This is a genomic window from Micrococcus sp. iso_26, from assembly GCF_056172975.1.
In genome coordinates this window covers 1,946,061-1,971,613 of the sequence record NZ_CM149652.1, presented here as the reverse complement: position 1 = coordinate 1,971,613, position 25,553 = coordinate 1,946,061, and the positions used below count along the sequence as shown (strand labels likewise).

Here is a 25,553-nt window from a genome sequence, read left to right as displayed (position 1 = left end):
CTCCGGCGTGCCTCAGGGCCGGGCGGCGAACCGGTCGATGAGGTCCGTGTGCCCGGAGACGATGAGGGTGTCGCGCGGGCCCACCCGGGTGTCCGGCTGGGCGTAGGTGAAGTCCTCGCCCGGGGTCTTCACGCCCACCACGGTCACGCCGTACTTGGAGCGCACGTGGGACTCGGCGAGCGTGAAGCCCACGCACTCGGCCGGCGGGTACATCTTCACGATCGCGAAGTCGTCGTCGAACTCGATGAAGTCGAGCATGCGCCCGTTCACGAGGTGGGCGGCGCGCACGCCGGCGTCGTGCTCCGGGAAGATCACATGGTTCGCCCCGATCCGCTTGAGGATCGTGCCGTGCGCCTCGCTGATCGCCTTCACCCAGATGTGCGGGATCTCCAGGTCCACGAGGTTCACGGTGATCAGCACCGATGCCTCGATGGAGGTGCCCACGCCGACCACCGCCGTCGAGAAGTCCTGCGCACCGAGCTGGCGCAGGGCCTCGGAGTCGGTGGCGTCCGCCTCCACCACGTGGGTCAGCGAGGGGGCGTAGCGCTGCACGAGGACGGGGTCCCGCTCGACGGCGAGCACCTCGCGCCCCTGTGCGACGAGCTCCTCGGCCGTGGCGGCGCCGAAGCGGCCCAGACCCACGACGAGCACGGGGGCGTTGGGATCGGTGCGCTGCGGGGTGTCAGCCAATGACCGGCCTCTCGACGGGGTAGCGGTAGAGCACGCGCCGCTGGCGCAGGGCCAGGGCGGCGGCGAACGTGATCGTACCAACGCGGCCCGCGAACATCATGGCCGTCAGGACGTACTTGCCGGCCGGTGGGCTCTCCGCGGAGACGCCCACGGAGAGTCCGCACGTGCCGAACGCGGAGATCACCTCGAACAGGGGCCGCTGGAGGGACTCGTCGGTGATGTGCACCAGCGCCAGAGTGGCCACGAGCACGAGGGTGGCCCCGAGTGCGAGCACCGCGATGGCCACGCGCAGGGACTCGGGGGCGATCGTGCGGCCGTGCGCCGTCACCTCGCGGTCGCCGCGCGCCTCCGCCACGATCGCGAGGAACATGATCGCCAGCGTGGTCACCTTGATGCCGCCCGCGGTGGAGGCGGACCCACCGCCCACGAACATCAGCGCGTCCATGAGCAGCAGGGACTCGGGCTGGTGCGCGTTCGTGTCGTCGATCGCGAAGCCTCCGGAGCGGGTCATCACGGAGCCGAACAGGGAGTGCCCGACCCGCTGCCAGAAGCCCATGCCGGCCTGGGTCGCCGGGTTGCCCGCCTCGAAGAAGAAGAGGGCGACGGCGCCGAGCACCAGCAGGGCCAGCGTCACCTCGACCGTGAGCTTGGTGTGCAGGTTCCACTCCCGGAACCGCCACCCCTTCTCCAGCAGCACCATGACCACGGGGAAGCCGAGCGCGCCGAGGAACACGCCGACGCCGAGCACCGTGATGACCACCGGGTCGTGCATGATCTCCGGCAGGCCGTCCACGTGCAGGGTGAACCCCGCGTTGTTGAAGGCGCTGACCGAGTAGAAGACACCGTGCCACAGGCCGGTGAGCCACGAGCCGGAGATGGCCGCGAACCGCGGCACGAGGACGAGCGCCAGCGCGGCCTCGGCGGTCAGCACCGTCACGACGACGACGCGCAGCAGCTGGCCGACCTCGCCGAGACTGCCGGAGGTCATGCCCGCCTGCTGCGTCGCCAGCTTCGACCTCAGGCCCAGATGCCGGGAGACGGCCAACGTGAGCAGCGAGGCCATCGAGAGGATGCCCAGGCCGCCGATCTGGATGGCCACGAGGATGATCACCTGGCCCGCGGGGGACCAGTGCTCGGCCGTGTTGACGGTGGTCAGACCGGTCACGGAGAAGGCGGAGACCGCGGTGAACATGGCGTCGTGCAGGGGGGTGGCGTGGCCGTCCGCCGCGGCCCACGGCAGGGCGAGGAGCCCGGTGAACACCAGGGCCATGAGGGCGAAGGCGGAGAGGGCGGCGCGGGCCGGGGAGCCGCCCACCACCGAGCTGACGGCACGGCCCGAGCGCCGCAGCGCCGTGCGCAGGTCGGTCGAGGACTCCAGCGTGGAGGCCTGGCCGGGCCGGGGGAGTCCGCCGGGCCGGCGCACCCCGCCGTGGCGGCGGGCGTGCGGGGTCGGACGGGGACCTGCCACGGGGCACCTCCTGCACGGGGACGGGGAACGGACCGGCTCCCAGTATCGCGCGCCCCTGAGGCCCGCGCGTCACGTGGGTGAGACATCCGAGGCGCTCGTCGCCACCGTGCCGCCCGGAGCCCTAGGCTGGACCGTGATGAGCACCACGTCCACCCCTCCCGCTCCCACCCCCGCCGCTGTGGTGTGGGACTCCAGCCTGCTCCGCTACCGGTTCAGCGCGGAGCACCCGATGGCGCCCCTGCGGCTGGACCTCACGCACCGGCTCGTGGAGGCGTTCGGCCTGCTGGACGCGCCCCACGTGCGGATCGTGGAGCCGCCCGTGGCCACGGACGAGCAGCTCGCCCTCGTCCACGATCCCGAGTACGTCGCCGCCGTGCGCCGGGCCGCGGCGACGTCGTCGGACGAGGACGGCTGCTTCGGCCTGGGCACCGAGGACTGTCCCGTGTTCCCGGACCTGCACGAGTCCGCCGCCCGGATCGCGGGCGGCTCCCTCGTCGCCGCGGAGGCGATCTGGTCCGGCGAGGTGGACCGCGCCGTGAACTTCGCCGGCGGCATGCACCACGCCGCCCGGTCCTCGGCGTCCGGGTTCTGCATCTACAACGACTGCGCCGTGGCCATCCAGCGCCTGCTGGACCTCGGCGCGGAGCGCGTCGCCTACGTCGACGTGGACGCGCACCACGGCGACGGCACGCAGTCGATCTTCTACGACGACCCCCGCGTGCTCACCATCTCCCTGCACGAGACGGGCATCAGCCTGTTCCCGGGCACGGGCTTCGCCAACGAGATCGGCGGCTCGGCCGCTCAGGGCACAGCGGTGAACGTCGCGCTGCCCCCGCGCACCGGCGACGCCGGCTTCCTGCGCGCCGCCCACGCCGTGGTCCCCCCGCTGCTGCAGGCGTTCGCCCCGGACGTGCTGGTCAGCCAGCACGGCTGCGACGGTCACCGCACGGACCCGCTCGCCGACCTGCGGCTGAGCGTGGACGGCCAGCGCCAGCTCGCGTTCGACGTCGGCGACTGGGCCGACCGGTTCGCGCACGGCCGGTGGCTGGCCACCGGGGGCGGCGGCTACAACCCGCTGCGGGTGGTGCCGCGCGCGTGGGCCCACCTGACCGCCGCCGTCCTGCAGACCCCGATCCCGGTGAAGAGCGAGATCCCCGCCGCCTGGATCGAGCACGTCCGGACCCTCACCGCGGACGAGCTGACCGGGGACATGTCCGTGCACGAGGGGGACGACGCCGAGCGGATCCCCACCGTGATGGGCGAGGACGCGGATGTGTGGTGGCGCTCGTGGGAGGTGGGCTACGACCCGGCCGACCCGGTGGACCAGTCGATCATGGCCACGCGCCGCGAGGTGTTCCCGCTGCACGGGCTGGACCCCTGGTTCGACTGAGACGGCCCGCGTCCCGGTTCGACCGCGGCCCGTGCGGCCGGTATTGTGGCCGAGAACGTTTCCAGGCGTTCCACATCCGGTGGAATGCGGGTCGGCGTGTCCGGCGCCCCGGATGCCTGCGGTCCCACGACCGCCGACCCTCGCCCCGATTCAAGGAGTCCCCATGGGATCTGTGATCAAGAAGCGCCGCAAGCGCATGTCGAAGAAGAAGCACCGCAAGCTGCTTCGCAAGACCCGTCACCAGCGTCGCAACAAGAAGTGACGCCCGCGCCCTCCGGGCGCTGACGAGACGAAGCCGCCGTCCCCTTCCGGGGGCGGCGGCTTCGTCGTGGACGGCGATCCGTAGAGTGGGGGCCATGACCGCCGACCTGCCCGCCGCCACCGCCCGCGTCCAGCTGCTCGTGAAGCCCGGCTGCCACCTGTGCGCCGACGCCGAGGCCACGGTGGCGCAGGTGTGCGACGCGCGGGGCGAGGCCTGGGAGGCCGTCGACGGCGCCGCGCACCCGGCCCTGCTCGAGCGGTTCGCGGACGAGGTGCCCGTGCTGTTCGTCGACGGCGTCCAGCGCGACTTCTGGCGCGTGGACCCGGCCCGCCTGGGCCGGCTCCTGGACGCCCCGCGGGCCTGAGCGGGCTCAGCGGCGCGCGAAGCGCTGCCAGGCCTTCAGCCGCATGTACTCCGTGGCGTCCGGGCGGTAGGCGAGCACGATGCCGGCGACGCCGAGGCCCACCCACACCAGGTCCAGCGAGCTGAACGCCCCCATCACCGCGTTGGAGACCAGCACCAGCACGGACAAGGACGCCAGCACCGTTCCGACGATGCGCGCGGCGCGCGAGCCGCCGCGGATCGCGAACGCCACCCACAGGTAGACGAGGAACGCGAGCACGCCGAACACGGCCGCCGTCGTGGCGAGGGCCGGAAGCATCCCGTCCGTCATGGCGCGCATCTGCTCCGCCTGGTCGGCGGGCAGATTCATCTGCTCGACGGACCGGTCCAGCTCCTGCTGGATCGCGGCCTGGCCCTCCGGCTGGGTGATGGCGAAGGCCGCCAGCAGGGTCGTCGCCAGCAGCAGGAGGCCGCCCGAGACGATCAGCCAGAACGCGGCCGTCAGGGAACGCGGCCGCGGGGGCAGCTCGACCGGGCCGGGAGACTGCCAGCCGGCCGGGCCGTGGGGGGAGGGGGCCTGGGGCATCCCCGCCTGGCCCGGGGCGCCGTACGGAGCCGCCGGCGGTGCGCCGTAGGGGTTCTGGCCGTACGGGCTCGCGCCCGACGGGTCGGGGGAGCCCGGGGTCGGCCCCTGCGGGGCGGCGCCGTACGGGTCGGAGCCGTACGGGTTCTGGCTGCCGTGGGGATCGGTGGGCGAGGTGCCGGACATGGGGCCTCCTAGCGACGCCGACGCTCGCGGCGCCTCGGTGCGGACGGGGGTGGCGGCGCGGTCGCGCCGAGCTGTGCCCCACGCTACCGCCGGGGCCACCGGTCCGCCTCTGCCAGACTTGCCCCATGCAGACGCTCGCCACCGTCCACCTGGTCCGCCACGGAGAAGTCCACAACCCCGATCGTGTCCTCTACGGCCGCTTGCCGGAGTTCGGGCTCTCGGAGCTCGGCCACGAGATGGCCCGGGGCGTGGCCGCGTGGTTCGAGGAGCGCGCCGCGCAGACCGGCCGGGCGCCCGCCGTCGTCGCCGCCTCCCCGCTGACCCGCGCGCAGCAGACCGCCGCGCCCATCGCGGCCGCGTTCGACCTGCCGCTGGTCACCGAGCCGGACCTGATCGAGGCGGAGAACGCCTTCGAGGGCATGTCCCAGGTGGCGGCGTCGCTGAAGCGGAACCCGCGGCTGTGGCCCCGGCTGCGCAATCCCCTGCGCCCGTCCTGGGGCGAGCCGTACCGCGCGCAGGCCGCCCGGATGCTGGCCGTCGTCGACCGGCTCCGCGGCGAGACCGTGGCCGCCGACGGGCCCGGCGCCGAGTCCGTGCTCGTCTCGCACCAGCTGCCGATCTGGGTGACGCGCCTGGCCGTCGAGGGCCGTCCGCTGTGGCACGACCCGCGCCGCCGCGAGTGCTCGCTGACCTCCGTGACCTCGCTCGTGTACGAGGAGGGGCGCCGGGTGCCGCGCGTCGAGTACCGCGAGCCGAACCAGGCCCTGCTCAAGGACGCCTCCTCCCTGCCGGGCGCCTGAGGCCCCGACGGCGGACGGCGTCGACGGCGCCGTCCGCGGCCTCCCACGGGGTGGGGGTGTGACGTCCAGGGTTCAGTCAGAATGCGGGGCGGACAGTAGACTCCCCAGGTCCCCGGAATCCAGCCCCGCGCGTCCCCTGGAGGGCAGCCCGCCATGCAGACCCCCCGTCCGTCCCGTCGCACCGTGCTGACCGGCCTCTCGCTGCTCGGCCTCGCGCCCGTCCTCGCGGCGTGCTCGGGGGACGACTCGCTGACGCAGCAGGCCGGCAACGCGGACGGCAAGAACTACATCGCCGGAGACGGCTCCGTCCTGGAGATCGCCCCCGCCGAGCGCGGCGCCCCCGTGGAGTTCGCCGCCGAGCTCTTCGACGGCACCCCCGTGACCGGCGCGAGCCTGCGCGGCGCCCCGGCCCTGCTGAACTTCTGGTACGCCGCATGCGCCCCGTGCCGCGTGGAGGCCCCCCACCTCGTGGCCCTGCACGAGCAGTTCGCCCCGCAGGGGGTGCGGTTCCTCGGCGTGAACGTCCGGGACACCGCCACCACCGCGCAGGCCTTCGAGCGCACCTTCGAGATCCCCTACCCGTCCATCGAGGACGCCCGCGGGGACGTGCTCCTGAACATGACCGACTACGTGCCCCCGCAGGCCGTGCCCTCCACCCTCGTCCTGGACGTCGAGGGCCGCGTGGCCGCCCGCGTGCTCGGCGCCGTGGAGGAGTCCACCCTGCGCGCCCTGCTCACCACCGTGGTGGACGAGGCCGCGGCCTGACCCGGCCGCCGTGTCCATGCAGAGCAACCCCTTCGCCGAGATCGCCCTCGACGGCTCCCTGCTGCTGGCCGCGCCGATCGCCGTGCTGGCCGGCCTGATCTCCTTCCTCTCCCCGTGCGTGCTGCCGCTCGTGCCCGGCTACCTCGGGTACGTCACCGGCCTCGGCGGGGACGTGCTCACCAGCCGCCGCCGCGGGCGCCTCGTGCTCGGCTCCGTGCTGTTCGTGCTCGGGTTCGCCGTGGTGTTCGTGGGCATCACCGTGGTGTTCACCCAGGCCATGGTCTGGCTGCGGCGCGACGGCGCCTGGGTCACCCCCGTGCTCGGCGTGCTCGTGATGCTCATGGGCCTCGTGTTCCTCGGCGGCGGCGGCCGGCTTCAGCAGGAGCGCCGCGTCCACTTCAAGCCCGCCGCCGGCCTGGTCGGCGCGCCCCTGCTGGGCATGACCTTCGGCCTGGGCTGGGCGCCGTGCATCGGCCCCACCATGGCCGCCGTCCTGGCCATGTCCACGGCCAGCTCCGGCTCCGTGGGCCGCGGCGCCCTGCTCGCCTTCCTCTACTGCCTCGGCCTGGGCCTGCCGTTCGTGCTCATGGCCCTCGGCATGGAGCGCGGCATGCGGGCGGTCGGGTTCTTCACGCGGCACCGCGTGCTGATCATGCGCCTCGGCGGCGCCCTGCTGATCGCGCTGGGCCTGCTCATGGTCACCGGCGTCTGGACCGCCTGGACCACGCAGCTGCAGCTGTGGTTCGCCAACGAATGGGAGATGCCCCTGTGAGCTCCAAGGCCGCCCGGACGCGCTCCGAGCCCGTCACCCTGCCGCGCCTCGGCCTGGCGGGCACCCTGCGCTGGATCTGGACCCAGCTGACCAGCATGAGCACCGCGCTCATGCTGCTGCTCCTGCTCGCCGTCGCCGCCGTGCCCGGCTCCCTCGTGCCCCAGCGCCGTGCCGGCCCCGAGATCGTGGACCAGTGGATCGAGGACAACCCCGTGTGGGGCCCCGTCCTGGACGCCCTGCAGTTCTTCGACGTCTACAACTCCGTCTGGTTCTCGGCCATCTACCTGCTGCTGTTCGTCTCCCTCGTGGGCTGCGTGTGGCCGCGCGCCATCCAGCACGCCAAGGCCCTGCGCCAGCCCCCGGCCCGCACCCCCCGCAACCTGACGCGCCTGCCGGCCTCCGGCGTCGTCGTCCTCGAGGAGGGCGGCCCGAGCCCCGAGGAGGCCGTGGCCAGAGCCCAGGCGTGGCTGCGCAAGCGCCGCTACCGCGTGGAGCGGCGCCTCGAGGACGGCGGCGCCTCCGTGGGCGCCGAGCGCGGCTACCTGCGCGAGATCGGCAACATCCTGTTCCACGTCTCGCTGATCGGCGTGCTCGTGTTCATGGCCTACGGCGGCATGACCAAGTACGGCGGGCAGAAGATCATCGTGGAGGGCGAGGGCTTCGCCAACAACCTCGTGGCCTACGACTCCTTCACCCCCGGCACCTACTTCAGCGCGGACGACCTCCAGCCGTTCTCCCTCACCCTCAACTCCTTCGACGCCGTGTTCGACCGCGAGTCCGAGACCCACTACGGCCAGCCGCTGGACTACACCGCCGTCATGGAGGTCCGCGAGGGCACCGAGGCCGAGCCGCACCAGGAGGTCCTCAAGGTCAACCACCCGCTGGACATCGACGGCGTGCGCGTCTACCTCGTGGGCAACGGCTACGCGCCCGTGGTGACCATCCGCGACGGCGCCGGGGACGTGGCCTTCCAGGGCCCCGTGGTCACCCGCGTGTTCGACAATAACTACGGCTCGCAGGCCACCATCAAGGTCCCCGACGCGCGGCCGGACCAGCTGGGCTTCGTGGGCTTCTTCCTGCCCACGGCGGTGGAGGACGAGAAGGGCGCCGCGTTCTCCGCGGACCCCGAGCTGCTCAACCCGGAGCTGCAGCTGAACTCGTACTACGGGGACCTCGGCCTGGACACCGGCCGCCCGCAGAACGTGTACGTGCTGGACACCGCATCCCTCACCGAGCTCAACAGCCGCACCAACGAGAACGGCGGCATCGTGCTCAGCCCGGGCCAGACGTACGAGCTGCCCGAGGGCAAGGGCTCCATCAGCTTCGACGGCGTCCGCCGCTACGTCGGCCTGGACATCCACTACGACCCGGGCAAGTGGGGCGTCGGCGTGTTCGCCGGCACCGCCCTGCTCGGCCTGGCGATCAGTCTGTTCGTCCGCCGCCGCCGCGTGTGGGTGCGTGCCCGCACCGACGACGACGGCCGCACCCGCGTGGAGTACGCGCTGCTCGCCCGCGGCGAGGAGTTCGGTCTCCACGAGGAGCACGTGGCCCTGCGCGCCGCCATGGAGAAGTGGTGGCCCATCGTCGCCGCCACCGAGACGGCCGACGACGCCGCGGCCGGTGCCGCCCCCCAGTCCACCCCCACCGCCCCCGAGACCCCCGCCGGCCCCGCCGACGCCCGATCAGGAGACTGACAGTGTTCAACCCCACGGCCCCCGTGAACGAGCAGCTGGCGCTGTACAGCGACCTCTTCATGCTCATCGCCGCGCTCGTGTACGCGGCGGCGTTCATCCTGTTCACCATCGACATGGCCACCGCCTCGGTCACCATCCGCCGCCTCGAGGCCGACCTCGCGGCCCAGCGCGGGCAGGTGCGCACCGCTCCGGCCCGCGAGACCGTGGGGGTCGCCGTCGGCGGGTCCACGGCGGTCGGCGCGAGCGACTCCGACACGGCCCGGCCGGCCGCCGCCGAGCCCGGCGTCGACGCGGACGACGACCTCGTGGACGAGGACATGGACTACACGGGCGGCGGCCGCCGCCCGGTCGCCAACGTGGCCGTGGCCGTGCTGGCCGTCGGCTGGGCGCTGCACGCGTTCGCCGTCGTCGCCCGCGGCCTCGCCGCCTACCGCGTGCCGTGGGGCAACCTGTACGAGTTCATGACCACGGGCGCGCTCGTGATCACGACCGTCTACCTGCTGTTCCTCTTGCGCAAGGATCTGCGCTTCGTGGGCACGTTCGTCACCGGCATCGTCGTGGCGATGATGTGCGCGGCCACCATGGGCTTCCCGACGCCGGTGGGCCACCTCCAGCCGCCGCTGCAGACGCCGTGGCTCGTCATCCACGTGTCCATCGCCGTGCTGGCCAGCTCGCTGTTCGCGCTGACCGCCGCGATGTCCGTGCTGCAGCTGCTGCAGGACCGCGCGGAGAAGCGCGCTGCGGCGGGCGAGCGCTCGTGGGCGTTCCTGCGCCTCGTGCCGGCCGCGCAGGGGCTGGAGAACTGGTCCTACCGCCTCAACGCCGTCGGCTTCGTCATGTGGACCTTCACGCTGATCGCCGGTGCGATCTGGGCCGAGGCCGCGTGGGGCCGCTACTGGAACTGGGACACCAAGGAGGTCTGGACCTTCGTGATCTGGGTGGTGTACGCGGCGTACCTGCACGCCCGCGCCACCCGCGGCTGGACCGGTGCCCGCGCCGCGTGGCTGAGCATCGTGGGCTTCCTGTGCATCGTGTTCAACTACACGATCGTCAACACGTATTTCCCGGGCCTGCACTCGTACGCGGGTCTGCCCGGCTGAGTCCGGCGGGGCACCTCAGGCGCGCGGGCCGTCGCCGTCCGGGTCGGCGTCGTCGTCGCCCTGCTCCCGACGACGGCGCAGCTCCTCCTCGCGGGCGCGCAGCTCGGCCTCGCGGCGGTCCAGGTCCTGCTCGCGGGCGTCCTGGCGGCGCTGCACGCGCAGGCTGCGCAGGAAGGCCTCGTCGTCGTCCGGGGCCCCGGTGGGCCGGGGCGCGGGGCGGCTGCCCGCGCCGGCCGGGCGGGCGCGGCCGAGCAGCAGCCACAGCAGCGGCCCCACGAGCGGCACGAGCACGATGACCGCCACCCACGCCGTCTTCGGCAGGCTGCGCACCTCGCGGGCGGGGGTCAGCAGCGCCTCGAACAGCGCGTAGAGGGTCAGGCCCGCGAGGATGATCGCGGCGGGGATGATGAAGCGGCCCATCCCGTCAGTCTAGGCGCGGGCTGTGGGGTCGGCGGGCGGGCGGGGAGCTCGTCCTCGTAGGATGGACCGGTGCGCATCTTCTTCTACGGTCTGGTCCGCGTGGTCGTCTTCGTCGCCCTGTGGGCGCTGTTCTACTACGTGATGGACCTCGGGATGATCTTCGGGGTGATCGCGGCCACGATCCTGACGTTCGCGGTCAGCTACCTCTTCCTCGGCCGCCTGCGCACGGGGGCCACCCAGGACCTGTCCGCCGCGTGGGAGGGCCGCCCGGGCCGCCGGGGCCGCACCGAGACCGCCGACGCCGAGGCCGAGGACGCCTACACGGAGGGCCGTTTCCGCGAGTGAGCCCCGCGGGGCGACGGGGCGGATGCCTCCGCCGACGCCGCCGTCATCCCGTGCGGCTCAGAGCAGCGCGCCGAGGGTGAACGTGATCGCGTAGACGATCCCGATCACGCCGGTCGCGCGCAGCACCGGGATCAGCGCCCGGCGATCATCGGCGCGCAGCACCGTGCGGATCGGCCGGATCGCGAGCAGGCCGCCGATCGGCACGAGCAGCAGCCCTGGGTGCACCGCCACCCAGAACAGCGGCAGCAGCAGGGCGACGGCCAGCATGACGCCGTAGGACGCCCGCGCGGGTCCGTCGCCCAGGCGGGCGGCCAGCGTCATCTTCCCGACCTCGCGGTCCGTGGGGATGTCCCGGATGTTGTTGACCATGAGCAGGGCCGTGGAGATCAGCCCGCAGCCGATCGCGCCGGCCCAGGCCAGGCCGCTAACGGTGTCGGCCTGGGTGTACGTGGTGCCGAGGACGGCCACCAGCCCGAAGAACACGAACACGAACACCTCACCGAGGCCGAGGTACCCGTACGGCCGCTTCCCGCCGGTGTAGAACCACGCGGCCAGCACGCAGGCGACACCGACCAGCAGGAACCACCAGTGCCCCGAGAGCAGGATGAGCCCCAGGCCGGCCAGCCCGGCGAGGCCGAAGAACGCGAAGGCCGCCTGCTTCACCCGGGCCGCGGGCACGAGCCCGGAGACGGTGAGCCGGAAGGGGCCGACGCGCTCGTCGTCGGTGCCGCGGATGCCGTCCGAGTAGTCGTTGGCGTAATTCACGCCGATCTGCAGCGCGAGCGACACCACGAGGGCCAGCAGCGCCGCGCCGAGGTGGAAGGAGCCGAGCTCCGCGGCGGCGGCCGAACCGACGATCACGGGGGCGATCGCCATGGGCAGCGTGCGCAGGCGCGCGGCGGCGACCCACTGGGAGAGCGTGGCGGCCATGGGCGGGGGTTCCTCCTGGGGAGCGGGGTGGGCAGCGGCGCGCGGCGGGCCGGGTCGACGGCGGCGCGCGGCCGAGGCCCGACGTCGGTCGGGCCCGGGTCATTCTCCCACGCGGGCGGGGCGGCGCTCAGCCGGCGGTGAACCGGGCGGCCAGGGCCTGCCGGTCGGTCTTGCCGGTGGAGAGCAGGGGCAGGGCGTCGAGGACGAGCCACGTCTTGGGCACCGCGGCCGCACCCAGCGCCTCGCGCACGTGGGCGCGCAGGACGGCCTCGTCCGGGGCCGCGGCCGGGTCGGCGGGCACGACGGCGGCGCACAGCCGGGCGCCCCACTCGGGATCCGGTACGCCGGCCACGTGGGCCGCCGCGACGCCCGGGTGCGCCTCGAGCACCGCGGTCACCGCCGCCGCGGACACCTTCACCCCGCCCGTGATGACGACGTCGTCCAGGCGACCGGTCACGGCCAGCCGCACGCCGCCGTCGTCGGTGGGGGAGAGCACGCCCGTGTCCTCGGTCAGGAAGGCGCGGGCGCCGTCCGCGGCGGGGACGAAGTGTGCGGCGGTGCGGGCGGGGTCGTCGAGGTAGCCGGCCGCCACCATGGGTCCGGCCAGGCGCACGCGCGGCGGGGCGTCGGGGTCGTCCGGGGCCACCGCGACGGTGACGCCGGGCAGCGGCACGCCGTCGTAGACGCAGCCGCCGCACGTCTCGGCCATGCCGTAGGTGGCGGTGAGGCGCACCCCCGCCGCCTCGGCCGCGGCCCGCAACGCGGGATCGAGCCGAGCGCCGCCCACGAGCACGCGGTCGAAGGAGCGCAGGGCCGCCCGTCCGGCCGGGTCGGCGTCGGCCGCGAGGAGGCGGGCGAGCTGGGTGGGGACGAGCGAGACGAGCCGGGGGCCGGCGTCGCCGGGCAGGGCGGCCGCCCCGGTGGCGAACGCCGCGGGCGTGAACGGGCCCGGTGGCAGGGCCACGGGTGCGGTCCCGGCCGCGATCGAGCGGGAGAGCACGGCGAGCCCGGCCACGTAGTGCACGCCGAGGGCCAGCAGCCACGCCCCCTCGCCGCCGAGCCGCCGGGCCGTGGCCGCGGCCGAGGCGCGCAGGGCCGCGCCGGTCAGGACGATCTGCTTCGGCGTGCCCGTGGACCCGGAGGTGCGCACCACGGCGACGGCCTCCGGGTCCCCGCAGCGGCGCGGGTCGCGGGCCTCGGGTCGGGGGAGCGCGGCGCCGTCGGCGGTCAGCTCAACGGGGGCGCCGCCGCCGAAGGCCGCCGCGAGGGCGTCCGTGGCGCGGGCGAGGGCATCGGCGGTGGCGGGCATGGCCCCGAGTGTAGGAGGCCCGACGGTCGGACGGATCCGCCCGGCCGGTCAGAGCATGAACGGCACGGTGGCGATCTTGACCACCATGATCAGCGCGAACAGCTGGGCGTACCCCTCGGTCACGCGGGCGTCGGTGGACCGGGAGAGCGCGTAGTCCAGGATCGCCGGCTGGCCCGTGATGCCCGCCAGCGCCCCGTAGGTGCGATCCACGGACTGCCCCAGCAGCCGTGCCGCGGCGATGAGCAGGGCCGCGGTCAGCGCGGTGAGCACGGCGGACATCAGGATGGCCAGCCCGCCGACCCGGGTGAACACCGTCTCGATGAACGCCGGGCCGGCGGCCAGGCCCACCACGCCCAGGAAGAGCATGAGGCCGAACTGCCGCAGCGTCAGCGCGATCTCCGTGGACGGCTCCCACACCGTGGGTCCCGTTCGGCCGATCGCACCGAGGGCGAGGCCGACGAGGATGCACCCGGCCGCCGGGCCGAGGGAGAAGGAGGCCCCGCCCGGAAGCGGGATTGTCACCATGCCCAGCAGGTAGCCCAGCGCCATGCCCGTGCCCAGGGAGATCCAGTCCAGGTTCGAGAGCCCGCGGGTCGAGTTGCCGAAGAAGTCGCGCACCGCCTCCATCCGCGGCGCGGTGGTCACGATGAGCACCCGGTCGCCGACCTTGAGCTCGGTCTGCGGGGTGGCCAGCGACTCGACGTCGTCGCGCCGCAGCCGGGCGACGTCGGTGCCGAAGCGCTCGCGCAGGGACAGCGTGCCCAGGCGGCGATCGGCCAGGGCGCGGGCGGTGACGATGACCATGGAGGTCTGCAGCGGGTTCATCACCCGCGCCGGGTCGGCGCCGGTGCGGCGGCCGAAGGCCTGCACGGCCGCGTCGATGTTCTTCTCCGTGCCGTCCAGGACGACCTCGTCCCCGGGTTCGATCCGGTCGGCGGAGCCGGCGATCCGGGCCACGCCGCCGTGGCGCAGCGCCACCACGCGCACCAGCCCCTCGGAGATCCCGGGGATCTCCCGCACGGCGAGGGCGGAGGTGGCGACCGCGGCGGTGAAGCGCAGCTTGCCGTCGGTCACCGGCGCCGGATCGCGCGGGGAACTGCTCCACGGGCGGGCGGCGAGCAGGGTGATCGCGATGATGGTGCCGACCACGCCCACCAGGTAGGAAAGCCCATAGCCCACGGCCGGGGCCTGCCCGCCGGTGAGCTGGTTCGCCAGCGCCATCGCCGGCGTCGCGGTGAGCGAACCCGTCCACACGCCGATCGCCGTCGGCAGGTCCAGGTTGTGCAGCGCGGCCAGCGGGTGCACCGTGAAGGCGGTGAGGATCACCACGACGACGGCGGCCAGCATCAGGGGCAGGTTGCGGCGCAGGTCCCGGAAGAACACCTTGCCGGCGCCGAGCCCGATCAGGTAGGCGAACAGGGCCAGGCCGAAGCTCTGGAACAGGGCCAGCCGGTCGCCGACGTCGGGCAGCACCGCCCCGACGAGCAGGCCCACGAACAGTGCTCCCGAGGCGCCGAGGCGGATCTTGCCCAGGGGGATGGTGCCGACGGCGGCGCCCAGGGCGACGGTGGCCATGAGGACGAGGATGGGCTGGTCGTTGAGCAGTGCGAGCATGGGCGGGTCCCCGTCCTGCCGTGGCGGTCGGTCAGAAGTGGTACGGGAAGGCGGACCAGTCCGGGTCGCGCTTCTGCAGGAACGCGTCCCGGCCCTCCACGGCCTCGTCCGTCATGTAGGCCATGCGCGTGGCCTCGCCGGCGAAGACCTGCTGGCCGGCCATGCCGTCGTCGGGAAGGTTGAACGCGAACTTGAGCATGCGCAGGGCCTGCGGGGACTGACGGTTGATGTCCGCGGCGTACTCGAGGGCGACCTCCTCGAGGCGCTCGTGGTCCACGGCCTCGTTCACCGCGCCCATGGCCACCATCTCCTCGGCCGAGTACTCGCGCGCCGTGAAGAAGATCTCGCGGGCGCGCTTCTGGCCCACCTGCCGGGCGAGCAGGGCCGAGCCGTAGCCGGCGTCGAAGGAGCCCACGGTGGCGTCCGTCTGCTTGAACTTCCCGTGCTCGCGGGAGGCGAGGGTCAGGTCCGCGACCACGTGCAGCGAGTGGCCGCCGCCGGCCGCCCAGCCGTTCACGACGGCGATGATCGCCTTGGGGGAGGTGCGCATCAGGCGCTGGACCTCGAGGATGTGGAGGCGTCCGGCGCGGGCCGGGTCGATGGTCTCGGCCGTCTCCCCCTCGGCGTAGCGGTAGCCGTCGCGGCCGCGGATGCGCTGGTCCCCGCCGGAGCAGAACGCGTGGCCGCCGTCCTTGGGGGAGGGGCCGTTGCCGGTGAGCAGCACCGTGCCCACGTCCGGGGTCATGCGGGCGTGGTCGAGAGCGCGGTAGAGCTCGTCCACGGTGCCGGGCCGGAACGCGTTGCGGACCTCGGGGCGGTCGAAGGCGATGCGCACCGTGGGCAGGTCGCGCACCCAGCGGCCGTCGGCGTCGCGCTCCACCTGGCGGTGGTAGGTCAGGTCCTCGAAGTCGAAGCCCTCGACCACGCGCCAGCGCGTGGGGTCGAAGATGTCGGAGACCTGCTCGGGCAGGCGGTCGCGGTCGGGGCGGGCGGCGTCGGGCTGCGGGGTGCTCATGGGGCCCGAGTCTAGGCCCGCCGGGCGAGCCGGGGGCGAGCCGCCCGCCTCCTCTGCGAGCCAGACAATTCGGTCGTTCCAGGGCCGTTCTGACAGCAGTACTCTCTGGTTCGCGCGCGGTGCACCGCCGAATCGACTGGCTCGCGGGCTGACGGAGGGCCCACCCCGGCTCAGACGATCCGCGCCGTGGCCCCCAGCGCCGTCAGCAGGAACGCGTACTCCCACGCGGTGTCCTCCCAGCCCTGGTATCGGCCGGACGCGCCGCCGTGGCCGCCGTCCATCTCGGTGCGCAGCAGGATCGGGGCGCCGCCCTCGGCCAGGGGCGTGGCCTGGTCGCTCGTCACCGTCCGCCGCAGCTGGGCCACCCACTTGGCCGGCTCGACGTAGTGCACGCGGGTGTCGTTCAGGCTCGTCACGGCCGCGATCGCCGGGTAGTCCACCCCCCGCACGTTCTCATACGGGGTGTAGGCGCGCATGGCCTCGTACACGGCCGCGTCCTCGATCGGGTTGCCCCACTCCTCCCACTCGAGCGCGGACAGCGGCAGCTCCGGGTTGAGGATGGTGGTGAGCGCGTCCACGAACGGCACCACGGCCAGGCACGCCCGGTACAGCTCCGGCGCGAGGTTCAGCACCGCGCCCATGAGCAGGCCGCCGGCCGAGCCGCCCATGCAGGCCACGCGCGCCGGGTCCGCCCAGCCGAGGTCCACGAGGTGCCGGGTGGCGTCCACGAAGTCCGTGAAGGAGTGCCGCTTGGCCAGCTTCTTGCCGTCCTCGTACCAGCGCCGGCCCAGTTCGCCGCCGCCGCGCACGTGCGCGACCGCGAACACCACGCCCCGGTCCAGCAGGGACAGCCGGGCCACGCCCAGCACGGGGTCCATGGACATCTCGTAGGAGCCGTAGCCGTACACCACGCACGGGGCCGTCCCGTCCGGCTTCACGTCGCGGTGCCGGATCACGGTGACGGGGATCCGCACGTCCTCCCCGGTCACCGACGACGGCTCGGAGGCCGGCGCCCACACCCGCTCGGCCACGTAGTCGGCCGGGTCGTAGCCGGGCACCTCCGTCTCGCGGCGCAGGTGCACCTCGCCTGTCGCCGCCGAGACGTCCAGCACGCGCGCGGGCGTGATCCAGGACGTGTAGGCCAGCCGCAGGAACGGGGACTCGGCCGCCGTCGCGGACAGATGGCACGCGTAGAGCTCCTCGTCGAACGCGGGCTCGCGCCAGTGCGCGGCCTGTCCGGCCAGCACGGCGTCCAGCTCGGCGACGACGACGCGCGGGGTCGTCTCCCGGCGCACGGCCAGGGCGGCGTGGGTCAGGGTGACCATGACGCCGTCGACCTTCACGTCCTCGCGGTGCGGGACGACCGTGCGCCAGGCGCCGCGGTCGGCGACGTCCGCCTCGGCGACCACCGAGAGCATCCCGTTGGGCGCGGCGACGGGGGCGCCGTCGTCGTCCAGGGCGCGGTCGTGGACCACGAGCAGCCGGCGGACGCCGTCGGCGTCGGTGACGGGCTCGACGTCGGCGAGCATCCGCCACGCGCGGGGGATCAGCACGCGCGGGGCGGGCAGGGGTGCGGCGGGGTCCTCCGGCAGATCGACCACGAGGGTCTCGGAGACCTCCGAGTTGCCGACGCCGATCAGCAGCTGGGTGCGGTCGGCGACGCCCTCGAAGCCGGTCCACATGCCCGGGTCGGCCTCCTCGTGCAGGAGCACGTCCTCGGCCGGGTCGGTGCCGAGCACGTGCGCCTTGACCTGGTACGGCCGCCACGAGTCGTCCCACACGGTGTAGAACACGCGGGTGCCCGAGCGGTCGAAGCGGACGCCGTGGGCCACGTTCTCGACCGCGTCCGGCAGGTCCTCGCCCGTGGCGATCTCGCGCACGCGCAGGGTGAAGCGCTCGTCGCCGGTGTGGTCCACGGCGTAGGCCACCCGGGTGGCGTCCGGGCTGATGTGCAGGCCGCCGAGCGCGAAGAACGGGTGGCCCTCGGCCTCGGCGTTGCCGTCCAGGATCACCTGCTCGCCCGGCAGGGCGGCGTCCGGGGTGATGACGGGCGGGGTCCAGTCGGCCTCGAGGTCACCGGTGTCGCGTGCGGGCACGCGGCAGTGGATCGGGTACTCGGCGCCCTCGCGGGTGCGCACGAAGTACCACCACCCGTCCCGGCGGGCGGGCACGGAGCGGTCCGTCTCCACCGTGCGGGCCTTGATCTCGCCGACGATCGCCTCGCGCAGCGGCGCCTGGTCCGCGGTCACGGCCTCGGTGTACGCGTTCTCGGCGGCCAGGTGCTCGAGCACGCGGGGCTCCGCCTTGCCGCGCAGCCACTCGAAGTCGTCCTGGAACGTGTGGCCGTGGTGGCGGCGGGTCACGGGCTCGGCGGCAACGGACGGCGGGACGGGGGCGTGCGTAGTGGTCTGGGGCATGCGGCCCATCCCATCACGCCGCGCGGGGCGGGGCCGACACCCCCGCGCCGCACACGACGACGGCGGCGCACCGGTCCGGTGCGCCGCCGTCGGGGGTGGCGGGTCAGTTCAGGCCGAGCGCCGCCCGGACCACGCCGAGCCCGAAGTACGCGACGAACGCGAGCGCCACGAACCACAGCAGCGGGTGCACCTCGCGGCCGCGGCCCTGGCCCGTGCGGATCACCGCGTAGGCCACCACGCCGGCGCCGATGCCGTTGACGATCGAGTAGGTGAACGGCATGAGGATGAACGTGAGGAACGCGGGGAAGGCCGCGCCCGGGTCGGACCAGTCGATCTGCACCACGTGCTGGCACATCATGAACCCGACCACCACGAGCGCGGGGGCCACGGCCTCGAACGGCACGAGGTGGATGAGCGGGGAGAGGAACACGGCCGCGAGGAAGAACAGGCCGGTGAACACGGAGGCCAGGCCGGTCCGGGCGCCCTCGCCGATGCCGGTGCCGGACTCCACGAAGATCTGGTGCGCCGAGCCGGAGGCGCCGCCGCCCACGGCGACCGCGAGCGCGTCCGCGGCGAGCACCCGGTTCAGGTCGGGGATGGAGCCGTCCGGGTTCACGGTGCCGGCCTCGCGGGCCAGGCCCACGGAGACGCCCATCGCGTCGAAGAACACGGAGAGCAGGATCGCGAACACGAGCAGGGAGGCCATCAGCCCGCCCACGGAGGTGAAGGCGCCGAACAGGTCCACGCTGCCGAGCAGGTGCAGGTCCGGGGCGGTCCACTCGGGCAGGGAGGGGGCGATCAGGGACCAGCCGGTGGGCACGGCGTTCCCGTCGGCGTCCACGGAGGGGCCGATGTGGAACACGGCCTCCAGCACGTTGGCGAGGATCGTCGCCGCGACGATGCCGATCAGGATGGCGCCGCGCACCTTGCGGATCACGAGGACCGCGGTCAGCAGCAGCCCGACGACGAAGACCAGCACGGGCCAGCCCTCGAGCTCGCCGCCCGTGCCCAGGCCCACCGGGACCGTGGTGTCGGCGGCGTCCGGCAGCCGCCGCACGAACCCGGCGTTGACGAGGCCGATCAGCGCGATGAACAGGCCGATGCCCACCACGATGCCGGACTTCAGCGCCTCCGGGACCGCGTCGAACACGGCGCGGCGGAAGCCGGTGACCACGAGCAGGAGCATCACGAGACCGGCGAGGGTGACGAGGCCCATCAGCTGGGGCCAGGTGAGCCCCGGCGTCGTGGCGATGGTGATGGAGACGAACGCGGAGACGCCCAGGCCCGCGGCCACCGCGAACGGGTGCCGCGCCCACACGCCCATGACGATGGTCATGACGCCCGCCACGAGCGCGGTGACGGCGGCCACGGCGGGGATGCCCAGGGTGTTCCCGGCCGAGTCGGGCCCGGACAGGATCAGCGGGTTCAGCACCACGATGTAGCTCATCGCCAGGAACGTGGCGAGGCCGCCGCGGAACTCCTGGCCCACCGACGAGCCGCGCTCGGTGATGCGGAAGTACCGGTCCAGGGCGCCGCGGGGAGCGGCGGTGGACGGGGCGGGCGAGGGCGGTGGAGAGGCGGTGCGGGAGGCCATGGCACCAGCGTAGTGACCCGGTCCCACGACGATGGCGCGCGTGCCGTCCCGCTACGCTCGCGGGCATGCGTCCCCGCTCCGCCTCCGCCGCCCGCACCCGGGAGGCGCTGCGCGACGCCGTGCAGATCTACGCCCCCTCCACCGTCTACGCCGTCGGCCTGGGCGCCATGACGCCCGCGCTCGCGGTGGCGGCGCTGGCCCTCGGCCTGGACGCGGCGCGGGCGGCCGCCGTCGTGCTGCTGGTGGGGCTCGGCTCGCTCGTGGCCAACGGGCCGGCCTCGGCGCTCGCGGCCCGGGCGGGGGAGCGGGTCACCATGGTCGTCTCCGCCGGGCTCGGCACGGTCGGCGCGGGTCTGGCCTGGGCGACGACGGCCGGGGTGTCCTCCGGGCCCTCGGCGGCGGGGGTGGCCGAGCCGGGGCGGTTGGCGCTGTTCCTGGCCGCGGTGCTCGCCGTGGGCATGGCCGGGGCCGGGTTCAACCTGGCCCGCCAGGCGTACCTGGCGGTGGCGGTGCCGGCCACGCACCGGGCCCGCGCGATGTCCACGCTCGGCGGGACCGTGCGGATCGGGACGTTCCTGGGCCCGTTCCTGGGTGCCGCCGCGCAGGCCCCGCTCGGGCTGGACGGCGCGTTCGCCGCGGCCGCCGCGGCCATGGCCGTCGGCGCCCTGCTGTGCCTGCGGATCCGGGATCTGCCGGTGCCGGCGTCCGATCCGGCGGCGGGGGAGGAGCCCGGCCCGGCCGGTCGACCCCGGCTGCTGGACGTGGCGCGCGCCCGGCGCGGGGCGTTGCTCACGGCCGGCTTCGGTGTCGTGGCCGTCTCCGCCGCCCGCGCGGCGCGCAACGCCGTCATCCCGCTGTGGGCCACGCACCTGGGCCTGGACGCGGCGACGGCGTCGCTCGTCTTCGGCCTGGCCGGCGCGGCGGACCTGCTGCTCTTCTACCCCTCGGGTCGGCTCATGGACCGCTTCGGCCGGCGCGCTGTGGCGGTGCCGTGCCTGACCCTGCTGGGGGCGGGGTTCCTGGCGATCAGCCTCACCCGGGAGCCGACGGCGTTCGCGGCGGCGGCGGTGCTGCTGGGCATCGGCAACGGCTTCGGCGCGGGGATCGTGATGACCCTCGGGGCGGACCACTCGCCGCCGAACGCGCGCGCCCCGTTCCTCGGTCTGTGGCGCTCGATGTCCGACGCGGGGATGCTCGCCGGGCCGCTGCTGCTCTCCGGGGCGACCGCCGCGGCCGGGCTGGCCGTCGGCGTCGGCTCCCTCGCGGTCGTCTGCGGTGTCGGAGCGGTCGTGTTCGCCGCGGTGCTGCCGCGCGGGCCTGGGGCTGTGGCGGACCCGCCGCCCGTCGTCGTGCGCCCCCGCTGACCGGGGCGCCGGACCATCGGCTCAGTCGGCGGTCTCGTCCGGGGGGATGGTCTGCCCGGAGGCCTGGTCGTCGAAGACCATGTACGTCTGCGTGTCGACGACGCTCGGCAGGGTCTGCAGTTCGTCGAAGATCACACGGCGCAGGTCGGCGGTGTCCCGCGCGCGGACCAGCAGGATCACGTCCATGTTCCCGCCCACGAGGGAGACGTGGGAGACCTCGGGGATGGCCAGAAGCGTGGCGCGCAGCTCGCGCCAGTCGTGCTGACGCAGCTTCATGGTCACGTGGGCGGAGGCCCCGAAGCCGACCTTGACGGGGTCGACCCGCACGGTGAAGCCTGTGATCACGCCCGCGTCCTGCAGGCGGTTCAGACGCGAGTAGCAGTGCGCGCGGGAGATGTGCACGCGCTCGGCCAGGGCCGCGACGGACATCCGCCCGTCCTGCGTCAGTTCGCGGACGATCGCGCGGTCCACGCGGTCCAGCGGCTCGGCGGCCATGGCTCCTCCTGGGGCGGGGCGGACGGGGTCGGCCACGCGGCGGCGGACCGTCTACGTGGCACGAGTCACCATAGCAGTTCGTCCGATGGAGTGCCTGGTTTGCACCCGATTGTCTCGTGATCCCGGGCGGGCGAGCGACACATTGACCCTCTTGGGCACACTGAAGGCCACAGATCGAGAGGACCCGCCATGAGTGACCCCACCCCCGCCGTGCCCGGGGCCGCCCGGACCGACGAGGCCGAGACCCGCCCGAACGCCGGCGCCGCCTTCGGCATCTCCCTCGAGGAGTACCTGCTCCCCGCCGCCCGCCGCATCCAGCTGATCGGCGAGGACGGCACTCTGCTGGCCCCGGAGGAGCAGGGCACCGAGCCCGGCCACGAGTATCCCCTGCCCTCCGACGAGGAGCTGCTGGCCGCCTACCGCCACCTCGTCATCGGCCGCCGCGTCAACGACCAGGCCTACGCCCTGGTGCGCCAGGGTCGCATGGCCGTCTATCCGTCCTCGCATGGCCAGGAGGCCTCCGAGGTCGCCGCCGCCGTCTGCCTGGGCGAGCACGACTGGCTGTTCCCGACCTACCGCGACACCGTGGCCGTGATCGCCCGCGGCGTCCCGCCGCTCGAGGTGATGGTGGCCTACCAGGGCACCTGGCATCAGGGCTACGACCCCCAGAAGCACCACGTCTCCATCCAGTCCACGCCCCTGACCACCCAGATGCTGCACGCCGTCGGGATGGCCAAGGCCGCCCGCCTGCGCGGCGAGGAGGTCGTGTGCCTGGCCATGGTCGGCGACGGCGGCACCTCCGAGGGCGACTTCCACGAGGCGCTGAACTTCGCGGCCGTGTTCAAGCTGCCGGTGATCTTCTTCGTGCAGAACAACAAGTTCGCCATCTCCGTGCCGTTCGCCAAGCAGTCGGCCGCCCCGTCCCTGGCCCACAAGGCCGTGGGCTACGGCCTGGCCGGCGAGCGCGTGGACGGCAACGACCTCGGCGCCCTGCTGGCCGTGCTGGGCCGCGCCGTGGAGCTGTGCCGGCAGGGCCAGGGCCCCTTCCTCGTGGAGGCGGACACCTACCGCATGCAGGCGCACACCAACACGGACGACCCCTCGCGCTACCGCGACGACGCCGAGGTGAAGGAGTGGGAGGCGCGCGACCCGCTGCGCCGCATGACCGCCTACCTCGAGTCCACCGGCGCCCTCACCGAGGAGGTCTCGGCCCAGATCGCCCGCGACGCCGAGGACGTCGCGCAGCAGCTGCGCGACGCCATGAACGCCGAGACGGAGCTCGATCCGCTCGAGCTGTTCGACCACGTCTACTCCGTGCAGACCCCGCAGCTCGCCGCCCAGCGCGCGCAGCTGGCCGAGGAGCTGTCCCGTTCCGAGAACCAGGAGGCCTGAGCATGGCGACCCTGACCTTCGCCGCCGCGCTCAACGCGGCGCTGGCCGACGAGATGGCCGCCGACGACATGGTGGTGGTGTTCGGCGAGGACGTCGGCACCCTCGGCGGCGTCTTCCGCATCACGGACGGGCTGACCGCGCGCTTCGGCGAGGAGCGCTGCTTCGACACCCCGCTGGCCGAGTCCGGCATCGCGGGCATGGCCGTGGGCATGGCCCTCGGCGGCGCCCGCCCCGTGATCGAGATGCAGTTCGACGCGTTCGCGTACCCGGCCTTCGAGCAGATCGCCTCGCACGTGGCCAAGATGCGCAACCGCACCAAGGGCGCCACGCCCATGCCGATCACCATCCGCATCCCCTACGGCGGCGGCATCGGCGGCGTGGAGCACCACTGCGACTCCTCCGAGTCCTACTACGCGCACACCCCGGGCCTGAAGGTGTACACCCCGGCCTCGGTGAAGGACGCGTACATGATGCTGCGCTCGGCCATCCGCCTGGACGACCCGGTGGTCTTCATGGAGCCCAAGAAGATGTACTGGACCAAGGCCGAGCTCGACCTCGACCAGCTGCGCGCCGAGTTCGAGGAGGGCTGGGCCCGCGTCGAGGACAAGAAGGAGCACGGCGAGGCCTGGGCGCGCGCCGCCGTCGTCCGCGAGGGCACGGACGTCACCCTCGTCTCCTACGGCCCCTCCGTGCCCACCTGCCTCGCCGCCGCCCACGCGGCCGCGGAGGAGGGGCTCTCGGTGGAGGTCGTGGACCTGCGCACCGTGAACCCGCTGGACGAGGACACGATGGCCGCCTCGGTCGCCAAGACCGGCCGCGCCGTCGTCGTCGCCGAGCCGCAGGGCTTCGCGTCCGTGGCCTCCGAGCTGGTGGCCCGGATCCAACAGCGCTGCTTCCACTCGCTGGCGGCGCCCGTGGGCCGCGTGACCGGCTTCGACATCCCGTTCCCCGCGCCGAAGCTCGAGGAGCACCACCTGCCGAACATCGACCGCATCCTGGACGCGATCGACGACCTGAACTGGGACCTGGACGCCGAGGAGGCCCGCGCATGAGCAACACCTTCCTGCTGCCCGACCTGGGCGAAGGCCTGACCGAGGCCGACATCGTCCGCTGGCTCGTCGCCGAGGGCGACACCGTGGCCGTCGACCAGCCCATGGTCGAGGTCGAGACCGCCAAGGCCCTCGTCGAGGTGCCGAGCCCGTACGCCGGCACCGTGCTGACCCTGCACGGCGCCGAGGGCGAGACCATGGACGTCGGCAGCCCGCTGATCACCATCGGCGCGGCCGGCGAGTCCGGTGAGGGCTCCGCGCCCGCCGCCGGCACCGAGGCCCTGGCCGTCCCGCCGGCCACCGGTGCGGCCGCTGCCGAGGCCGCCCGCCCCGGCGCGCTGAGCTACCGCGAGGAGGAGATGGCCGGCGTCCAGCCGAAGCCGGACAAGGCCCGCGGCGGCGACGGCGACGTCGCCGGCTCCGACGACGAGGCCTCCGGCGCCGTGCTCATCGGCTACGGCACCTCCGGCCACAGGGCCACCTCCCGCAGCCGTCCGTCCAAGCGCGGCCGCGGCGCCGCCCGCCCGACACCGGCCCCCACGGCCGGGGCCGGCGCCCCGCGCGTGACCTCCCCGATCGTCCGCAAGCTCGCCCGCGAGAAGGGCGTGGACGTGGCCGCGCTGACCGGCACGGGCCCGGACGGCCTGATCACCCGCGCCGACGTGCTCGCCGCGGCCGAGGGCTCCGCCCCGCAGGCCGCCCCGGCCCAGGCCCCGTTGGTCGCAGCCGTCCCGGCGGCCGAGGCCGCCGCGCAGCCGGGCGCCGTGGACGGGCGGACCGGCCTGGCCGTCGTCGCCCGCACCCCGATCTCGGGGGTGCGCAAGGTGATCGCGGACCAGCTCTCCCGCTCGCGCCGCGAGGTCCCGGAGGTCACGGCGTGGCTGGACGTGGACGTCACCGCCCTGCTCGAGCTGCGGGCCTCGCTCAAGGCGAAGGACTCGGAGAACGCGCCCTCGCTGCTCGGCCTGATCGCCCGCTTCACCCTGGCCGGCCTGCGCCGGTACCCGGTGATGAACGCGCGCATCGAGGCGGGGGCGGACGGCAAGGACGAGATTGTGGAGGTCGACGGCGTCCACCTCGGCCTGGCCGTGCAGACCGACCGCGGCCTCATGGTGCCGTCCGTCGAGCACGCGGAGAAGCTGTCCGCGGACGAGCTCACCGCCGCGGTCAACGACACCGTCAGCCGCGCCCGCGCGGGCCGGGCCGCCCCGGCCGAGCTCACCCGCGGCACGTTCACGCTGAACAACTACGGCCCGCTGGGCACGGACGGCGCCACGCCGATCATCAACGTGCCCGAGGTCGGGATGCTCGGCATCGGCCGGATCATCGACCGCCCGTGGGTCGTGGACGGGGAGATCGTGGTCCGCAAGGTCACCGAGATGACCGTGACCTTCGACCACCGCGTCACCGACGGCGCCACCGCGAGCGCGTTCCTCACGTTCGTGGCGGACTGCCTCCACGACCCGACGGCGGCCCTCGCCCGGATCTGATCCGGACGATCCCCGCCCGCCCCGACCCCGGACGAGCCCTGCGATGTGGCGGCCATTCCTCGCGGAT

24 protein-coding genes are annotated in these 25,553 nt (G+C 74.0%); 13 read left to right on the top strand and 11 right to left on the bottom strand.

The genetic code is table 11. The features are described 5' to 3' along the window. Positions 1-12: 12 nt before the first annotated feature. Both AC0VX0_RS09165 and AC0VX0_RS09160 read right to left on the bottom strand, forming a co-directional pair. Complete coding sequence (locus AC0VX0_RS09165) at positions 13-690, bottom strand: potassium channel family protein (RefSeq protein WP_002856329.1); 678 nt, start codon at positions 688-690, stop codon at positions 13-15. Then, complete coding sequence (locus AC0VX0_RS09160) at positions 683-2,158, bottom strand: TrkH family potassium uptake protein (RefSeq protein WP_002856331.1); 1,476 nt, start codon at positions 2,156-2,158, stop codon at positions 683-685. The genes AC0VX0_RS09165 and AC0VX0_RS09160 overlap by 8 nt, the downstream gene beginning before the upstream one ends. Before the next feature lie 136 nt (positions 2,159-2,294). Between AC0VX0_RS09160 and AC0VX0_RS09155 the strand changes: the two genes are divergently transcribed. The 3 genes from AC0VX0_RS09155 to AC0VX0_RS09145 all read left to right on the top strand — a co-directional run bounded on the left by AC0VX0_RS09155 (position 2,295) and on the right by AC0VX0_RS09145 (position 4,174). After that, positions 2,295-3,548: an acetoin utilization protein AcuC gene (locus tag AC0VX0_RS09155; RefSeq protein ID WP_002856333.1), complete on the top strand. Its 1,254-nt coding sequence runs from the start codon at positions 2,295-2,297 to the stop codon at positions 3,546-3,548. A gap of 163 nt (positions 3,549-3,711) precedes the next feature. Further along, positions 3,712-3,810: a 30S ribosomal protein bS22 gene (locus AC0VX0_RS09150; RefSeq protein WP_005504750.1), complete on the top strand. Its 99-nt coding sequence runs from the start codon at positions 3,712-3,714 to the stop codon at positions 3,808-3,810. Between the two features lie 94 nt (positions 3,811-3,904). After that, positions 3,905-4,174, top strand: a complete 270-nt coding sequence (locus AC0VX0_RS09145; protein WP_002856337.1) for a glutaredoxin family protein — start codon at positions 3,905-3,907, stop codon at positions 4,172-4,174. Between the two features lie 6 nt (positions 4,175-4,180). Here AC0VX0_RS09145 and AC0VX0_RS09140 read toward each other — a convergent pair whose 3' ends face one another. Then, positions 4,181-4,921, bottom strand: coding sequence for a Bax inhibitor 1 family protein (locus AC0VX0_RS09140; protein ID WP_002856339.1), 741 nt, complete (start codon positions 4,919-4,921; stop codon positions 4,181-4,183). Between the two features lie 125 nt (positions 4,922-5,046). Between AC0VX0_RS09140 and AC0VX0_RS09135 the strand changes: the two genes are divergently transcribed. The 5 genes from AC0VX0_RS09135 (at position 5,047) to ccsB (ending at position 10,052) form a co-directional block, all read left to right on the top strand. Beyond that, on the top strand, positions 5,047-5,721 hold the full coding sequence (locus AC0VX0_RS09135) for a histidine phosphatase family protein (protein ID WP_002856340.1): 675 nt from the start codon (positions 5,047-5,049) through the stop codon (positions 5,719-5,721). Positions 5,722-5,874: 153 nt separating this feature from the next. Beyond that, positions 5,875-6,486 (top strand): TlpA family protein disulfide reductase, encoded by a 612-nt coding sequence (locus AC0VX0_RS09130; protein WP_002856341.1) that lies wholly within the window; start codon positions 5,875-5,877, stop codon positions 6,484-6,486. A gap of 16 nt (positions 6,487-6,502) precedes the next feature. Further along, positions 6,503-7,258, top strand: a complete 756-nt coding sequence (locus tag AC0VX0_RS09125; protein ID WP_036334702.1) for a cytochrome c biogenesis CcdA family protein — start codon at positions 6,503-6,505, stop codon at positions 7,256-7,258. Next, entirely contained in the window at positions 7,255-8,952 is a 1,698-nt protein-coding gene (gene resB / locus AC0VX0_RS09120; RefSeq protein ID WP_475451552.1) for a cytochrome c biogenesis protein ResB, read from the top strand. Before AC0VX0_RS09125 ends, resB begins: the two co-directional genes overlap by 4 nt. Positions 8,953-8,954: 2 nt before the next feature. Then, positions 8,955-10,052 carry a c-type cytochrome biogenesis protein CcsB gene (ccsB, locus tag AC0VX0_RS09115; RefSeq protein WP_044658895.1) on the top strand — a complete coding sequence of 366 codons (1,098 nt, stop codon included), beginning with the start codon at positions 8,955-8,957 and terminating at the stop codon, positions 10,050-10,052. Positions 10,053-10,067: 15 nt separating this feature from the next. Here ccsB and AC0VX0_RS09110 read toward each other — a convergent pair whose 3' ends face one another. After that, complete coding sequence (locus AC0VX0_RS09110; protein WP_049159041.1) at positions 10,068-10,472, bottom strand: PLDc N-terminal domain-containing protein; 405 nt, start codon at positions 10,470-10,472, stop codon at positions 10,068-10,070. 69 nt (positions 10,473-10,541) lie between these two features. Here AC0VX0_RS09110 and AC0VX0_RS09105 point away from each other — a divergent pair, with 69 nt between their 5' ends. Beyond that, positions 10,542-10,817, top strand: a complete 276-nt coding sequence (locus tag AC0VX0_RS09105; RefSeq protein ID WP_002856347.1) for a DUF4229 domain-containing protein — start codon at positions 10,542-10,544, stop codon at positions 10,815-10,817. A gap of 57 nt (positions 10,818-10,874) precedes the next feature. Here the strand turns inward: AC0VX0_RS09105 and AC0VX0_RS09100 are convergent, their stop codons facing one another. The 6 genes from AC0VX0_RS09100 to AC0VX0_RS09075 form a co-directional block, all read right to left on the bottom strand. Then, on the bottom strand, positions 10,875-11,747 hold the full coding sequence (locus AC0VX0_RS09100; RefSeq protein WP_002856348.1) for a 1,4-dihydroxy-2-naphthoate polyprenyltransferase: 873 nt from the start codon (positions 11,745-11,747) through the stop codon (positions 10,875-10,877). Between the two features lie 127 nt (positions 11,748-11,874). After that, positions 11,875-13,056 carry an AMP-binding protein gene (locus AC0VX0_RS09095; RefSeq protein ID WP_002856349.1) on the bottom strand — a complete coding sequence of 394 codons (1,182 nt, stop codon included), beginning with the start codon at positions 13,054-13,056 and terminating at the stop codon, positions 11,875-11,877. 48 nt (positions 13,057-13,104) lie between these two features. Continuing rightward, a complete protein-coding gene (locus tag AC0VX0_RS09090; RefSeq protein ID WP_036382950.1) occupies positions 13,105-14,670 on the bottom strand; it encodes an aspartate:alanine exchanger family transporter in 1,566 nt (521 codons plus the stop codon). Positions 14,671-14,701: 31 nt separating this feature from the next. Continuing rightward, positions 14,702-15,685, bottom strand: coding sequence for a 1,4-dihydroxy-2-naphthoyl-CoA synthase (locus AC0VX0_RS09085; protein WP_051995303.1), 984 nt, complete (start codon positions 15,683-15,685; stop codon positions 14,702-14,704). A gap of 170 nt (positions 15,686-15,855) precedes the next feature. Then, positions 15,856-18,102 (bottom strand): S9 family peptidase, encoded by a 2,247-nt coding sequence (locus tag AC0VX0_RS09080; RefSeq protein ID WP_475451548.1) that lies wholly within the window; start codon positions 18,100-18,102, stop codon positions 15,856-15,858. 103 nt (positions 18,103-18,205) lie between these two features. After that, entirely contained in the window at positions 18,206-19,696 is a 1,491-nt protein-coding gene (locus AC0VX0_RS09075; protein WP_073116745.1) for an NCS2 family permease, read from the bottom strand. Between the two features lie 65 nt (positions 19,697-19,761). On the opposite strand from AC0VX0_RS09075, the gene AC0VX0_RS09070 reads away from it, so the two are divergent. Further along, positions 19,762-21,060 (top strand): MFS transporter, encoded by a 1,299-nt coding sequence (locus tag AC0VX0_RS09070; protein ID WP_052007026.1) that lies wholly within the window; start codon positions 19,762-19,764, stop codon positions 21,058-21,060. A gap of 21 nt (positions 21,061-21,081) precedes the next feature. On the opposite strand, the gene AC0VX0_RS09065 is transcribed toward AC0VX0_RS09070, so the two are convergent. Then, the gene (locus tag AC0VX0_RS09065; protein ID WP_036316705.1) at positions 21,082-21,555 is read right to left on the bottom strand and encodes an Lrp/AsnC family transcriptional regulator; all 474 of its coding nucleotides are present in this window, start codon (positions 21,553-21,555) and stop codon (positions 21,082-21,084) included. A gap of 189 nt (positions 21,556-21,744) precedes the next feature. Between AC0VX0_RS09065 and AC0VX0_RS09060 the strand changes: the two genes are divergently transcribed. Genes AC0VX0_RS09060 through AC0VX0_RS09050 form a run of 3 tightly spaced genes read left to right on the top strand, consistent with a single transcriptional unit; the run spans position 21,745 to position 25,486 of the window. Beyond that, the gene (locus tag AC0VX0_RS09060) at positions 21,745-22,947 is read left to right on the top strand and encodes a thiamine pyrophosphate-dependent enzyme (RefSeq protein WP_036382945.1); all 1,203 of its coding nucleotides are present in this window, start codon (positions 21,745-21,747) and stop codon (positions 22,945-22,947) included. A 2-nt stretch (positions 22,948-22,949) separates the two neighbouring features. After that, the gene (locus AC0VX0_RS09055; RefSeq protein ID WP_036316710.1) at positions 22,950-23,999 is read left to right on the top strand and encodes an alpha-ketoacid dehydrogenase subunit beta; all 1,050 of its coding nucleotides are present in this window, start codon (positions 22,950-22,952) and stop codon (positions 23,997-23,999) included. After that, a complete protein-coding gene (locus tag AC0VX0_RS09050) occupies positions 23,996-25,486 on the top strand; it encodes a dihydrolipoamide acetyltransferase family protein (protein WP_036316711.1) in 1,491 nt (496 codons plus the stop codon). The genes AC0VX0_RS09055 and AC0VX0_RS09050 overlap by 4 nt, the downstream gene beginning before the upstream one ends. Positions 25,487-25,553: the final 67 nt, after the last annotated feature.